This is a genomic window from Proteiniclasticum sp. (assembly GCF_003514505.1).
In the GTDB taxonomy this organism is placed as follows: Bacteria; Bacillota; Clostridia; order Clostridiales; family Clostridiaceae; genus Proteiniclasticum.
Genome location: NZ_DOPX01000023.1, coordinates 1 through 14,926 on the forward strand (window position 1 = coordinate 1; position 14,926 = coordinate 14,926).

General features: G+C 43.2%; 13 protein-coding genes and 1 pseudogene. 10 read left to right on the forward strand and 4 right to left on the reverse strand.

Going from position 1 to position 14,926, the window contains the following annotated elements; genetic code table 11:
• The 10 genes and pseudogenes from DEF30_RS07295 to DEF30_RS07340 form a co-directional block, all read left to right on the forward strand.
• A pseudogene (locus DEF30_RS07295) lies at window positions 1-117 on the forward strand (L-erythro-3,5-diaminohexanoate dehydrogenase); the annotation flags it as partial.
• A gap of 24 nt (window positions 118-141) precedes the next feature.
• The gene (gene ablA, locus DEF30_RS07300; RefSeq protein WP_294097722.1) at window positions 142-1,395 is read left to right on the forward strand and encodes a lysine 2,3-aminomutase; all 1,254 of its coding nucleotides are present in this window, start codon (window positions 142-144) and stop codon (window positions 1,393-1,395) included.
• Between the two features lies 1 nt (window position 1,396).
• Entirely contained in the window at window positions 1,397-2,410 is a 1,014-nt protein-coding gene (locus DEF30_RS07305; RefSeq protein WP_294097724.1) for a hypothetical protein, read from the forward strand.
• Window positions 2,397-3,830, forward strand: coding sequence for a hypothetical protein (locus DEF30_RS07310; protein ID WP_294097725.1), 1,434 nt, complete (start codon window positions 2,397-2,399; stop codon window positions 3,828-3,830). Before DEF30_RS07305 ends, DEF30_RS07310 begins: the two co-directional genes overlap by 14 nt.
• 10 nt (window positions 3,831-3,840) lie before the next feature.
• The gene (locus tag DEF30_RS07315) at window positions 3,841-5,397 is read left to right on the forward strand and encodes a lysine 5,6-aminomutase subunit alpha (protein WP_294097727.1); all 1,557 of its coding nucleotides are present in this window, start codon (window positions 3,841-3,843) and stop codon (window positions 5,395-5,397) included.
• Entirely contained in the window at window positions 5,398-6,186 is a 789-nt protein-coding gene (locus tag DEF30_RS07320) for an OAM dimerization domain-containing protein (RefSeq protein WP_294097729.1), read from the forward strand.
• Between the two features lie 323 nt (window positions 6,187-6,509).
• Window positions 6,510-7,553, forward strand: coding sequence for an iron-siderophore ABC transporter substrate-binding protein (locus DEF30_RS07325; protein WP_294097731.1), 1,044 nt, complete (start codon window positions 6,510-6,512; stop codon window positions 7,551-7,553).
• Window positions 7,553-8,548 carry an iron chelate uptake ABC transporter family permease subunit gene (locus DEF30_RS07330; protein ID WP_294097733.1) on the forward strand — a complete coding sequence of 332 codons (996 nt, stop codon included), beginning with the start codon at window positions 7,553-7,555 and terminating at the stop codon, window positions 8,546-8,548. Before DEF30_RS07325 ends, DEF30_RS07330 begins: the two co-directional genes overlap by 1 nt.
• Window positions 8,545-9,576 (forward strand): iron ABC transporter permease, encoded by a 1,032-nt coding sequence (locus DEF30_RS07335; protein WP_294097735.1) that lies wholly within the window; start codon window positions 8,545-8,547, stop codon window positions 9,574-9,576. The genes DEF30_RS07330 and DEF30_RS07335 overlap by 4 nt, the downstream gene beginning before the upstream one ends.
• Entirely contained in the window at window positions 9,573-10,412 is an 840-nt protein-coding gene (locus DEF30_RS07340; protein WP_294097736.1) for an ABC transporter ATP-binding protein, read from the forward strand. Before DEF30_RS07335 ends, DEF30_RS07340 begins: the two co-directional genes overlap by 4 nt.
• A gap of 724 nt (window positions 10,413-11,136) precedes the next feature.
• On the opposite strand, the gene DEF30_RS07345 is transcribed toward DEF30_RS07340, so the two are convergent.
• From DEF30_RS07345 to map, 4 genes are all read right to left on the reverse strand, one after another.
• Entirely contained in the window at window positions 11,137-12,204 is a 1,068-nt protein-coding gene (locus DEF30_RS07345) for an FAD:protein FMN transferase (protein ID WP_294097737.1), read from the reverse strand.
• Between the two features lie 286 nt (window positions 12,205-12,490).
• Entirely contained in the window at window positions 12,491-12,955 is a 465-nt protein-coding gene (locus tag DEF30_RS07350; RefSeq protein ID WP_294097739.1) for a DUF4830 domain-containing protein, read from the reverse strand.
• 39 nt (window positions 12,956-12,994) lie between these two features.
• Complete coding sequence (locus tag DEF30_RS07355) at window positions 12,995-13,567, reverse strand: hypothetical protein (protein WP_294097741.1); 573 nt, start codon at window positions 13,565-13,567, stop codon at window positions 12,995-12,997.
• Between the two features lie 543 nt (window positions 13,568-14,110).
• Window positions 14,111-14,887 carry a type I methionyl aminopeptidase gene (map, locus tag DEF30_RS07360; RefSeq protein ID WP_294097743.1) on the reverse strand — a complete coding sequence of 259 codons (777 nt, stop codon included), beginning with the start codon at window positions 14,885-14,887 and terminating at the stop codon, window positions 14,111-14,113.
• Between the last annotated feature and the right edge of the window lie 39 nt (window positions 14,888-14,926).

Below are 14,926 nucleotides of genomic sequence, written 5' to 3' on the forward strand. Positions count from 1 at the left end.
AAGGATGTGACAATGATGGTTGGAAACGGATATACAAAAGGACATGCAGAAATTACACTTCAGGAGCTAAGAGAATCAGAAGCGCTGAGAAGAATTTTTGAAGAGCTATACGTGTAGGCGATGTGTACAAGGGGGAGTATCATGAATAAATTTGCAGAGATGAACAGAAAAGAAATGTTTCCGGACGTGCCCGATGAAAAATGGAACAGTTGGCTCTGGCAGGTTCAAAATAGAATCGAGACGGTAGATGAACTGAAAAAATATCTGCCACTGACGGTGGAAGAAGAAGCAGGGGCATTAAAGGCAACCAAGACACTCCGAATGGCCATCACGCCGTACTATCTGACTCTGATGGATAAAGAAAATCATTTGGATCCCGTTCGTCTTCAGGCTGTACCTTCCGCCATGGAAATCCTGAACTCAAAAGCAGATCTCCTGGATCCACTTCACGAGGATGAGGATTCACCTGTTCCAGGGCTGACGCACAGATACCCGGACCGAGTGCTTCTTCTGATCACGGACCAATGCTCCATGTACTGCAGACACTGCACCAGAAGAAGATTTGCTGGACAGACAGATAATGCCATGAGCAATGCCAGAATTGATGCAGCCATCGAGTATATCAGGAGAACACCAGAAGTGAGAGATGTGCTCCTATCAGGAGGAGACGCCCTCCTAATGAGCGACATCAGACTGGAAGCCATCATCAAAAAGCTTAGAGAAATCCCCCACGTGGACATCATCAGAATTGGAACCAGAGTGCCTGTGGTGATGCCACAGAGAATTACGGATGATCTGGTCAATATGCTGAAAAAATATCATCCCATCTGGCTGAACACCCATTTCAATCACCCATCAGAAATCACAGAAGAGTCCAAGGCGGCCTGCGAACGTATGGCCAATGCTGGAATTCCCCTTGGCAATCAGTCCGTTCTTCTCAGAGGAATCAATGACTGTGTCCACGTGATGAAAGATCTTGTTCATGGACTTGTGCGGATGAGAGTACGTCCCTACTATATTTATCAGTGTGATCTCTCCATGGGACTGGAGCATTTTAGAACACCTGTATCCAAAGGTATAGAAATCATTGAAGGACTTCGCGGCCATACCTCCGGATTCAGTGTACCGACCTTTGTGGTGGATGCACCTGGTGGAGGTGGAAAGATTCCTGTTATGCCTAACTATGTCATCAGCCAAGGAGTTCATAAAGTTGTTCTCAGAAATTTTGAAGGAGTCATCACCACCTATACAGAACCGGATCACTATGAAGAGTCTTGCCAGTGTGAGGTCTGTAGAGGGGACAAAAGGGTGGAGAATATTGGTCTCTCCGCACTTTTAGAAGGAGATCAGATGAGTATCGGTAATGCCGAGGTTCTTCGAAAGGCTAGAAGTTGACATGAAAGACCTATTTGAGAAGTCTTCTCTGTCCATCATTGGGCTTGGAAAAAATACAGGAAAGACTTCTTTCCTCAATGAACTCCTTGAGGAAGCGAGAATCCATGCTAAAGACAAGATTCTGGCCATAACCTCCATTGGAAGAGATGGAGAGGAGAAGGATCTGGTGACAAGTTCCAAGAAACCCCGGATTTATGTTTATGAAGGTACCCTTGTGGCAACCAGTACAGAGCTTGTAGGCCGCTGCGATATTACCATGGAAATATTGGACGTGCTGCCTTTATACAGCGCCTTGGGCAGAATCATTCTGCTCAGGGCTCTTTCCGATGGATTTGTGGAAATTGCAGGACCTTCTAGAAAAAAAGATCTGGCACTACTGGAAAGTGCTGTTAGAAGGATTGAACCACATGCGATATTCCTTGTGGATGGGGCACTGTCGAGAATGTCCTTCGCCACCTCCACCGAAAGCACAGTACTTTGCACAGGCGTAAACATCAGCAGAAGTCCGCAAAAGGTGCTTGAAAAAACCGTGGACGCTGTCTATGGGCTTACCATGAAAAAAACAAAAAGATGCTTACCCATGGAGAAGTGGCGCGCATTCATCTACAACGGTGAGTGGGAAAAGGTAGAAGGTTACTTGGCCATGGAACTTGATAAAGAGATTATTGAAAAATTTACAGAAAAAACAGAAGCGGTTTTTTTGAGAGGAGCTGTTACGGACAGTCTTCTTACTAAGCTGCTCTCAGAAACTTTGTTCCGGAGTGTGGAGCTGATTCTGGAAGACCCTACCAAGTTTCTGGTCAGTCATGAGATGCTTCAAAAACTAAATCTCAGGAAGATTTCTGTTACCGCAGAACATACTGTATCAGTGGAGCGGATTCTTTTTAATCCCTATGAGATTTCAGGGCTGGAGATTCCTTCAGAAGGACTGATACAGCTCATCAGAAAAGAAACAGCTTTGCCAGTGGAGTCTCTGAAGGATCTGCAAAGGAGGAGAAGAAATGAAGAAGCATAAAGAAATGGAAGGATTCTCCTTTGTGATGGGACTCATCGATACGGTAAGTCCTTTTGGCACCCAGAAAAAAAGGAATCTTAAAGTTTACGCTGCTCAGGAGGAACTATCCAAAGAGCTGCAGAAAACAAAAGAGTTCTCGGTGAAAGTCGTAGAACTGGAAGAGACTTGTGAAAAACTCCTTTCCTATCTGAGAGAACTGAAAGATATTCGGGCTTTGGTGGATGCTGCATCAAAGAATCAGGTGCTGACTGTAGTGGATCTTTTCGAACTGAAGTATTTTCTTCAGAGAATGCACAAAGTAGAGGCCTTATGGAAGGAGTTTGAGGAAGAGGACCTTCTTCCTGAAAGACTTCCACATCTGACAAGGATACTGGATCCCAAGGGAGAGAACCTAAGTACATTCTATATTTATGAGGAGTATGATGATGAGCTCCGATGGGTTCGGGAAGAAAAAAGAGCCATGGAAAAAAGAATCCGCCAGGCGAAAAGCGAAGAAGAAAAGAATGCACTTCTTCTGGAAAGAAGAGTTCTGCTTCAAAAAGAAGAAGAAGCGGAGTATCAAGTCAGAAAAGAGCTCTCAAGAACTGTTTCAAAAGAAGCAGACAAGCTGTATCACTCAATGGAAGTTCTTGGGCAGATGGATTTTCTTCTGGCAAAGGCAAGGGTTGCAAAGCAATATGGGTGCTCTCTGCCGAAGCTCGACAGCAGCATTCCGATGACCATGCAGGGAGCCTGGCATCCGTATTTTCAGCATCTTCTGGAAAAGCGTGGGAAGAAAATGACGAAGATTTCCATTGAACTGAAACCTGGAAGTACTGCGCTCACAGGAGCGAACATGGGTGGAAAAAGCATGGCTTTAAAAACCATCCATCTCAATGCTGTTCTGGTAAAATATGGACTACTGCCTTTTGCAGAAGAGATGTCCTGTCCCTTTTTCAGGGAAGTGCACCTTCTTCACGATGATCAGGAAGAAGTGCGTCAAGGACTGTCCTCTTTTGGTGGAGAAGTGCTGAAAATACGTGAGATCCTGAGCTCTCTTTCTGAGATGCCTTCCTTGATCATATTGGATGAGCCTGCCAGAGGAACAAATCCAGTGGAAGGAACAGCCATTGTAGGAGGACTTCTCAATCATTTCAAGAATAAGCACCATTTTCTTCTGATAGCCACACATTTTGATCTGCACGAACTGATGGGAATCTACAGATATCAGGTAAAGGGACTAAAAGAGCATTCTTTTGGGGAAGACATCCAGAAAAGTGTGGATAACAGTCATGTTCTTGTGGATAGACTGCAGGAAAAGATGGATTACTCATTGGAAAAATGGGATGGATCTAAAACCACAGGAGATGCGGTGAGAATTGCGGAATACCTGGGATTTACGGAGGAACTGACAAAAGAAATACGAAAACTACTGGAGTAAGGGGAAGAATATGAGTAAAATCAGACTGGACGTAAAGAAAGTCAAAGAAGCGAGAGAATATGCAAAAAAGATTGCACTGAACACACAGCGTTTTGTGGAAGAGCACAGCACCGTTGCCGTAGAACGAACTGTTCTGCGGCTTCTGGGTGTAGATGGAATCAATGAGGAAGGGGTTCCACTGCCGAATCTTGTAGTGGATCATCTGAAAGAAAAACATGCTTTGGAGGATGGAGCGGCTTTTCATATCGGAAATGCCATGGTGATGCTCAAAAAGACACCTCAAGAAATTGCGGAGGAAGTTGCAGCCGGAAATCTGGATCTTACGAAAATCCCTGTGACAGATGCTTTTGAAAGAAATCTGGCAGTGGAAGAAGTAGCCAAAAAAATGGTGGAAAAAATCCGAAAGAACCGTGGAGTCCGGGAAGAGAAACTTGCAAGGTTTGGGGATAAATCTGGTCCATATCTGTATGTTATTGTGGCTACAGGAAATATCTATGCAGACATCGTACAAGCGAAGGCAGCTGCGAAACAAGGGGCAGATATCATCGCGGTCATCAGAACCACTGGACAGTCCCTTCTGGATTATGTGCCTTATGGTGCAACCACAGAAGGCTTTGGAGGGACTATGGCCACGCAGGAGAACTTCAGACTGATGCGTGAAGCCTTGGATGAAGTGGGAGAGGAGCTGGGCAGATATATCAGGCTCTGCAATTACTGCTCTGGTCTTTGCATGCCGGAAATTGCGGCTATGGGTGCCATGGAGCGGTTGGATGTCATGCTGAATGATGCTCTTTACGGAATTCTTTTTAGAGACATCAACATGAAAAGAACACTCATAGACCAGTATTTTTCCAGAGCCATCAATGGCTTTGCAGGTGTCATCATCAATACAGGAGAAGATAATTATCTCACGACAGCAGATGCTTATGAAGAAGCGCATACAGTCCTTGCTTCCCAGTTCATTAATGAACAGTTTGCCTTACTTGCAGGTCTTCCGGAGGAGCAGATGGGACTGGGTCATGCCTTTGAGATGGATCCAACGCTGAAAAATGGGTTTTTGTATGAGCTGGCTCAAGCGCAAATGGCAAGAGAAATCTTCCCGAAAGCGCCGCTGAAGTATATGCCCCCTACAAAGTTCATGACGGGAGATATTTTTAAAGGTCAGGTCCAGAATGCTCTGTTTAATATGGTGACCATCATGACAGGTCAGAAGCTTCATCTGCTTGGGATGATGACAGAAGCCATTCATACACCATTCCTGTCGGATAGAGCGGCAGCCATCGATAACGCTGCGTACATCTTCAATACCATGGAGGATTTTGGCAGTGAGATTGAGTTTAAAAAAGGTGGCATTATTGAGAAACGTGCACAAGAAGTGCTGGAGGAAACGGTGGCACTTCTAGGAAATATTGAGAAGGAAGGCCTCTTCAGGACACTGGAAACAGGAAAGTTCGCTGGAATCAAGCGTCCTCAGGATGGAGGAAAGGGGCTTGATGGTGTGGTAAGAAAGAGTGCCCATTATGAGAACCCATTCTTTGAACTTCTTTTGGAAGGCGGTGTGAACTAAATGAGCAGCGGATTGTACAGCAGTAAAAAAGTCAACGTAGACGAAAAACTGGATCTTCACAAAGTGAAACCTTATGGAGATACTATGAATGATGGAAAGGTTCAGGTTTCCTTTACACTGCCGGTACCAGATGGAGATAAAGCAGTGGAGGCAGCAAAAGACCTTGCGAAGAAAATGGGGCTTCTTGACCCACTAGTTGCCCATCACAAAGCGCTAGACAAGGAGTTCACCTTCTTTGTGGTATACGGCAGTCTTCAGCATTCTGTGAACTATGAGGATATTCATGTGGAAGCTGTCAGTGGCACTGTAATGAGCATGGATGAAGTGAATACCTTTATTAAAGACGAGATTGGCAGAAAGGTCAGAGTGCTTGGTGCATCCACAGGGACGGATGCACACACAGTTGGTATTGATGCTATCATGAATATGAAAGGATTTGCAGGACATTATGGTCTGGAGCGATATGAAATGATGGAAGCCCTTAATATGGGCAGTCAGGTATCCAATGAGGAGTTTTTAAAGAAAGCAGTGGATTTGGATGCGGATGTTCTTTTGGTGTCCCAGACTGTAACTCAGAAAAATGTCCATATCGATAATCTGGTTCACCTAGTTGAACTTCTGGAAGCAGAAGGACTAAGAGATAAAGTGGTTCTTATCTGCGGGGGGCCTAGAATCAGTCATGAGCTGGCGAAAGAGCTGGGGTATGATGCAGGATTTGGTCCTGGTAAGTATGCAGATGATGTGGCTTCTTTTGCCGTGGAAGAAATGGTTCGTAGAAATCTGAGATAGGTCATATATGAAAGAGGAAATGGAATCAGACCAATCTGAATTCCATTTCCTTTTTGGTTTTTATTACTATATTTTGGTCAATTTTCATAGTTCATGATAAATTATTGACCTGGAAATTTCAGGGTGATATAGTGGTTTTAGTTGAGAATGATAATCATTTACAACAAGTGTGCGGTGCAATGAAATAGGATGATTTAGGCAGTCACTCCCCTTCTGCCTAGATTTCCTATGGATTTTTTCAGGATGATAGAAATCCTTCTGCTTGTGTTAATGGTATTGTTTTGGGACTGTTTCATATCACAAGACGAAAGGACTAGATAAATATGAAAAAAATTATGATGATTATTGCCTCCCTTTTACTTATTACTGCTGTTTTCACCGGTTGTGGGGCAGCGCCTAAGGAAGAAGCTCCTGAAATACCTGTAAGTGGTGATGAAGTGTCACAGGATGATGTTCTATATCCCATGACCATTCAGCATGCTTTTGGAGAAACTGTTCTGGAGAAGAAACCAGAAAGGATAGCTACCATCTCCTGGGGAAATCAGGATGTGCCTTTAGCCCTTGGTGTTGTACCTGTAGGAGTATCCATGGCGAATTACGGGATGACAGATGGCAGCGGTCTTCTTCCATGGACCAAGGATGCTTTCAAATCTTTAGGTGTGGAGAGTCCAGTACTCTTTGATGATGTGGCAGGTCTAAACTATGAGGCTATATATAAGGTGGCTCCGGATGTGATTTTAGCATCTTATTCAGGAATCACCCAAGAAGAGTACGACTTGCTGTCTGAGATTGCGCCAGTGGTACCTTATCAGAATATGCCTTGGCAGACCTTCTGGAGAGATCAGATCACGGAAAATTCCGAAGCTATTGGTATGAAAGAAGAGGGCGAGGCGTTGGTGAAAGATCTTGAGAATCTCATTACAGAAAAGCTCAAGACATATCCAGAACTCACTGGAAAATCTGCAGCATTCTTCTACTTCTCTCCACAGGATCTCTCCAAGTTCTATATCTATCTGCCTGCTGATCCAAGAGCGGCATACCTGGAAGATCTTCAGATGGTTCTACCAGAAAGTGTGAAGAAACTTCAGGAAGAGAACAAAAGCTTTGCGGTGGAACTCAGTGCGGAGAATGTGGATCTTCTGACGGATGTGGATCTTGTCATTACCTATGGAACAGAAGGTCTTCTGGAGACACTTCAGAATGATCCCTTAATTGGCACTATGGAAGCTGTGAAAAGAGGCTCTGTTGTGATTATTGAAGATGGCACTCCGCTGGCTGCGTCCGGCACACCAAGTGCATTATCCATTCCTGCCACAATTGATGAGTATCTGAAGCTCATGAGTGACGCAGCAAAGAAAGTGCAGTAATGAAGAGAAACTATGCCTTTGTGGGGCTGGGAATCCTTGTGCTTATCATGAGTGTTCTGGCCTCCCTGGCTTTCGGTTCCCGAATGGTACCGCTGAAAGAGGTTTTGGACAGCCTCTTTTTTGGCAATTTTGAAAGCTTTTCCGGAGTGGTGGTCCGGGAAAGACTTCCAAGAACAGTGTTCGGCTTAGCAGCAGGAGCTTCTCTTGCGGTATCCGGAACACTCATGCAGGCAGTGACAAGAAATCCCATTGCAGATCCCAGTATCTTAGGTATCAATACAGGTGCATCACTTTTTGTGGTCCTTGGTATGAGTTTTCTCTCCATGGACAGATTGGAGCATTATATCTGGATGGCTCTGGCAGGAGCGTTCATCACAGCCTTCTTTGTCTACAGCGTTGGATCCATGGGATATGGCGGGATGACGCCTATTAAGCTGGCTCTGGCAGGGGCAGCGACCAGTGCTGCATTATCCTCTCTTGTAAGTGCTGTGATACTTCCAAGAACAGAAGTCCTTAATGCTTTCCGGTTCTGGCAGGTGGGCAGTATTGGTGGTGCCACGTGGGCATCGTTGAAGATGATTGGACCATTTCTTCTTGCTGGCCTTGTGCTTGCTTTTATCCTGCTGCCTGCATTAGATCTTCTTTCTTTGGGAGAGGAGATGGCCACAGGACTTGGCGGAAATCCTGCTGTCATACGAATTCTTGGCAGTATTTCAGCAGTTCTTCTTTGTGGTGCAGTAACGGCAGCAGCAGGACCTATTGGATTTGTAGGGATTATGGTGCCCCATCTTCTGAAACTTTTATGGGGACCGAATCTTAAGATGATTTTGCCCATGTCCGTTCTGTATGGGGGAAGCATGCTTCTTGCTGCAGATGTCATTGGAAGACTTCTTGGCAGCCCAAGTGAGCTGGAATCAGGGATTGTCACAGCGTTTCTCGGAGCACCAGTATTGATATATGTGGCAATGAAAGCTAAAGGAAAGGGCCTCTCATGAGAAAAGTAGAAATCCGTACTCTAGAAGGGTACAGAAAACGGCAGAAAAGGATCCTGGTTTCCTGGATTCTACTGGGCATGTTGTTGATTGCAGCTTCACTTACCTCTCTTATGCTTGGAGAAGAGAAGTATACTTTACGAAAAGTTGTGGAAGTGCTCTTTACAGAGTATCAGGGTCAGGAGACCTTTATTCTGAAAACCCTGCGACTTCCCAGGATGCTGGCAGGAGTTCTTGCAGGGATGGCTTTTGGATTTGCAGGCAATACCTTCCAGAAGATGCTGAAGAATCCTCTGGCAAGTCCGGATGTCATTGGAATCACTTCTGGTTCAAGTTTGGCAGCGGTGTACTGTCTTCTTGTACTTCAGCTCAGCGGACCAGCTGTTTCTTGGAGTGCTGTGTTCTCAGGCGTCGCAGTGACAGCAGTGCTCTATATTCTCTCAAAAGGTGGACAGTTTTCAGGAGGGAAACTGATCCTCATTGGGATAGGGATTCAAGCCGTAGTCCAGGCGGCTATTTCTTATATGCTTCTTCGAGCCAATCAGTATGATGTTCCAGCAGCAATGAGATGGATGAGCGGAAATCTCAATGGAATCCGGATGCAAAGTCTTTCTATGCTGCCTTGGGTTTTGATCCTTTGTGGAGGACTAACGATTCTTTTGGAAAGAGAACTGAAAATCATGGAACTTGGAGAGGAGAAGGCTGTGACTTTAGGAATAAGGACTGCGTTCATGAGGGGGGCTCTGATGGTTTCTTCTGTATGCCTTCTGGCATTTTCCACCTCGGTGACAGGTCCGATATCTTTTGTGGCTTTTCTTTCAGGTCCCATCGCTTCCAGGGTTTCAGGAAGAGGAGGCAGTAATGCATTGGCTTCAGCATTTGTAGGTGCGATACTTGTTTTGTCAGCAGACCTTTTAGGACAGTATGCATTCAGCATGAGATTTCCGGTGGGGATTATGACAGGCATCATCGGAGCACCTTATTTACTATATCTGCTTATCGATCTCAACAAAAAAGGAGGATCTTTATGATGACTGCTGATACATTACGAGCGGAGCACCTGTTTGCGGGATATGATGGAAAAGAAGTTCTTCAGGATGTCAGTGTGACCATACCAAAAGGAAAGATATCTGTGATCATAGGGGCTAATGCCTGTGGGAAGTCAACACTCTTAAAAACACTTTCCAGATTGATTTCTCCTATGAAAGGCAAGGTGTATCTTGGGGATCAGGAAGTTGCAAAAATGAAGTCTAAATCTGTTGCGAAAATGCTGGGGCTCCTTCCTCAGTCACCTGTACTTCCTGAGGGGATCAAAGTAGCAGACCTGGTCCTTCGGGGCAGATATCCCCATGGAGGGTTTTTCAGAAGTCATTGCTCCAGAGATTATCAGGTTGTAGAGGAAGCACTTCAGTTGATGGGGGTTTTAGAGCTCTCTGACAGAAATGTGGAGGAGCTTTCTGGAGGTCAAAGACAGAGAGTTTGGATTGCCATGGCCTTGGCACAAGAGACAGACATTCTTCTTTTGGATGAACCGACCACTTTCCTTGATGTGAGCTTTCAGATTGAGATTCTGGACAGACTGATGGAACTGAATAAGAAGAAAGGAACAACCATCGTGATGGTGCTGCATGATCTGAATCTTTCAGCGAGATATGCTGATCATATTTTCGCAATGAAATCTGGAAGACTCATCGCCGAGGGTACCCCAGAGGATGTTATCACCTGCAGTCTGGTGGAGGATGTGTATAATCTGACTTGCAGTATCATGAAAGATCCAGTGTCAGGTTCGCCGATGATGATTCCCATGGGAAAATATCACTGTGAAGAGAGTTGTCAGAGCTGTCTATGTGCATCAAACTGGTCCTGAATAAAGAGTCTGCTCTAAAGAAAAAGCCTCTTCGTGAATATAGTGTAGATCATCGCAATCTTTGAAAGGGATTCAATTTTGAATCCCTTTGTGTCTTGCTAATTTAGTTATAATTCCTCGAAATATCCTTGTACGACTCCATTAATTCCTGAGAAGTAGCTGCTATCTTTCCATCATCATAGGTGAACACAAATGAACGCATATCTTTATCGATGAGCATCCAATAGCCAATCCTAAGGTTTGATGAAGTAGGAGATGATATAGATTGCATCTTTATATCCTTATCTTTTGACTATTGAATCCATACATTAGACGTTTGCTTATCGAAGTTTTCCAGATTGAACTTCCCAGTGAAATACTGCTCTTTAGAAAACAGATACTTATGAACAATACCATCAATATATTGTTGAGTCTTTTGCATATTTATCCTTTTCATAAATCTGAACTGAGACATTTTCCTTGACGTCTGTTTTTAGTGTGATTCCTGACAGTATCCAGTACGTAACCCCCGCAATGATAAGCAACATCAAAGCATACTCTATTTTTTTCTCATAGAGCCTCCATTATTCCATATTTTGATGTATTTGAATTTGAATAATTGTTAAATGAATACGGGCCCCTTCCCTGAAATCTTTGATTCTAATATTGCAGTTTGATGAATGTGCACGTATTAAAAGATTTTTGCTTTATAAATATGTTTTCAAGCTAGATGATCTGTAGAATATTACTTTTCTCTGATCTCAAAAAAATCAGAGGTTTTGTGAATGGTGCCATCCATCTCCATCCATAAGACTTCAGCGTCAAATTTTTCGGCGAGTTTTCTTCCTTCATCAACCGGAAGGAGAAAAAGCTCTGTGCTGAGATAATCAGCAGTTCCAGAGTCCTTGTGATAGATGGATACCTGAGCATAGAGAAATGCTGGATAAAGTGTATCGTTGTCGATGATATGAGAATATTTTTTGCCATCATGCCAGTAGTATCTCTGATAGTTTCCAGAAGAAACCAGAGATCCACTGGTGATGTGAATATTGGCCACAGATGGGTTTGTGCTGACAAATGGATCTTGTATACCGGTATTCCATGATCGCATTTTGCCATCACTTCCATAGGAGTGTCCTGATACGCGAACATTGCCACCAGCGTTCACTGCAAAGTCTGTTGCACCTGATGCTTCTAGTTTTTTTGCGACCAGCTCTGTGGCATAACCTTTGGCGACGCCGCCCACATCGATGGACATGAGAGGATCTTCGATATAAACGGTATTGGACTGATCATCAATGATGAGCTTGGATAAATCCGTATGAGTCCTTAGGGATTCCAGTTCATTCAGATCGGGAATTTTAGAATCTGTGTTGTTCTCGTCATATTCTTCTGGATCGCCGTACATTTCCCTATAGTTGTGCCAAACTTTCAAAACAGCTCCCAGTGCAATGTTATTCTTTCCTTCCGTTTTTTCATGCATCTCTTTTGCGAACAGAAGAAGATCAATAACAGGCTGTTCTACAGGTACAGGTGCTTTGCCGGCAGCATCATTGATGGTTTTGATGTTAGCAACACCTGGATAGTCTTTGTATTTGTCAAAGAGCCTATGATAGTAAGAAAATTCATTTTTAATAATCTCTGTGTTTTTCTCGAATTCTTCTTCATCCTCTGCATATTGGATAAACTGAATCACCGTGTCAAACATCTCATCTTCTATGAGATGTACTGTGAATTTCTCTTTGGTGCTGCTGCAGCCGGAAAATAGAAGAAGGAAAAGAAGGGGTATCGTACAATAAAATATTTTTTTCATTAGAACCTCAACTTATGTTTGATATTTCATAGCGACAACTGAAACAAAACGAAGACTCATGAAGACGGTTCATCAGACTTTTCAATGCAGCTCTGGGAGATTTTCACTGCTCTCAAGGAGTGATACGGATCATAGAGGGCAGTGAAGAGAAACCGTAAGTTTATTTGTAATCCAAAATACAGGAATATTCATAGTACAATGTATAAAAACAGACCGAATAGCGCGGTTTCTATGATCTCTGAGAGAATACTTTTTATGACATCATTTCCTGCAAAGGTAGTTTATTTTATTCATAGGTCTCACTCCATTTTTGAAACCACTCAGGATAGGTAAGTCCAGTGAGCTCTTCTAGGGACTTTCCTTCAATAGAAGAGAACCCGCCAAGGAATGTTTCTCCTTTTTTATGGGGTATGGAGTAACCGCCTACATATTCTCCATCGATGACACCAAGATACAGTTCTGTGGATTCAGCAAGTTCAGTAGTGAGATCCACAGGATGGTTTTTCACCCGATAGATATGGTATTTGATTGTCTTCCCTTCATACTTTGAAATATCAAACTCTTGGACTTCCCAGAATAATGCCAGATGAATATCTTCATACTCTTCTTCTTTGCTTCTGATCAGTCTCGATACTGTATCTACTTCGTGCTCTACTACGGTATAGCCCATTCCTTCCAGTTTCTCTGTGAAAATGGATTTCCAGGTATCTTGAACACAACCGGCAATAAGGAGCACTATCATCAGTAACATAAAAGCCTTCATTTTCTTCATGACATACCTCACAATCAGTTAGTTTTTATTATTCAGGACAAGTTTCAGGAAGTCTTTGCTTTCCATGGGTGTATCCATTGCATAAGGATTTCTTTCGTACTCCAGCTTTGTTCTAGGTACTTGAAACAGCTGATCGTTTTTCATCAGATAATAGTGGCCTGCATAGTGGAGTACAGTTACATCTTTTTCACCAGAAGGATCAGCCAATGCCAGGGTATGATAGAACATTTCTCCAGGCTCTCCCCAAGCAAGAACTTGGTATTTAGAATATTCTTTTCCAATCAATATTGTACCTTCAGAGCTGCCGCTCTTTTCTAGTATGAACAACCAGTGGTCCTGTTTATAGAAGAGATCTGACAGGTCGGAATAGGATTCATCCTTGTCTGTTTCTTTGATGTAGTGTACAGAGAATCCTTTTTCATGAACGGAGTAATAGTCCTTTGCCAAGGTGTATGTGCTGTTTCTGTCCTCAATCAGCTGAGTCACCTCTTTTGGAATCTGATCTGCCTTTGCTCTTTGAAGGGAAGAAATGGATAGAGCGGTTAGAGAAAAGGTCAGTACTGCTGCAAGAAGGATCATATTCCTTTTCATAGTTTCACCTCTGCGATTTTTTCAAACCTTGTTTTACTAATACCTAAACTGTTGTATTCAGCTCCTGAGGGCTCTTTTTGAGGACGAACATCATAGTCTTGATTACAGGAACGATATCTTAAGAAATATGAGTTCATTTACTATAGTATATATAATTTATCATAAAATTCAAAAAAAAAAAAAACAGATTTATATATTTCTTGTGAGATTTTCAGCGAAAATAAAGCAGGCTCTATACTAAGAGCCTGCAGATGTATATTTATTCAGTTTTTACTATTTGTGCATCATACGACTTATGAGCGTTAATGTCTTTAACAGTCACCATGTAAGGAATAGCATTTCACTTATTCAATGGCTTAATCTTCTGCTCTTTTCGTATGAAAGGATTCAATTTCCAGGTCTGATGTTCCCATCGGACTCACATCCTTACAGTTATTTGGATGTCTGGCATCCATCTGTTTCTTGTATTCAGTATAGCAGAAAATCAGATAAAATGGAATATTCATGCAGATAAATAATCAAATATTCACAATGTGCACTATTCTATACAAAGGGATCATAGAAATCAGATTCCACGCCATGGGTAAGGATCATGGGTCCATCTTTTGTGACCACTACAGTATGCTCAAACTGATAGATGTAGTTTTTATGTGGTGTTTTCAGTGTCCACCCGTCGGGATATTCTTCCACGTAGTCATCTTTCTCACTGATGAAGGTCTCAATGGCCAGCACATGGCCTTCTTTCACCAGGGATGCGCCTCGGCGTTCGTTGTAGTTGAAAATATTTTCCGGATGATCATGGAGGGTTTTTCCAACCCCATGTCCGGTAAGGTTTTTGATGACTGTAAAGCCGTGGGACTGGGCTTCGTTATAGACTGCTCTACCTAGATTGTTGGTCATGGTACCTGGCATGGCTTTTTCAATGGACTTATAGAGTGCTTTTTTTGCAGTCTCTAAAAGCAGTTTGTTCTTCTCTCCTGTTGGAGGAATATTAAGGGTTAGTCCTGTATCTGCAAAGAACCCGTTTTTAGAAGCGGATACATCGATATTGACTTTATCGCCTTCTTTTAGCGCATAGTCAGAAGGGATCCCATGAGCCACCACATCATTGACACTGATACAGGTATATCCTGGAAAGTCATATTCTCCCATAGGGGCAGATTCTGCCTCATTCTCTTCAAAGAGTCTTTTGGCGATGAGATCCAGTTCCAGGGTGGTTATGCCAGGCCTTACTGCCTTTGCCATCTCATCTCTCACCAGTGCGCAGATTCTGCCGATTTCTTTTAATGCTTCCAAATCCTCTTGTGTTCTTACTATCATATAAAATCACTCCTCGATGAATATTATAAGACACTTTCA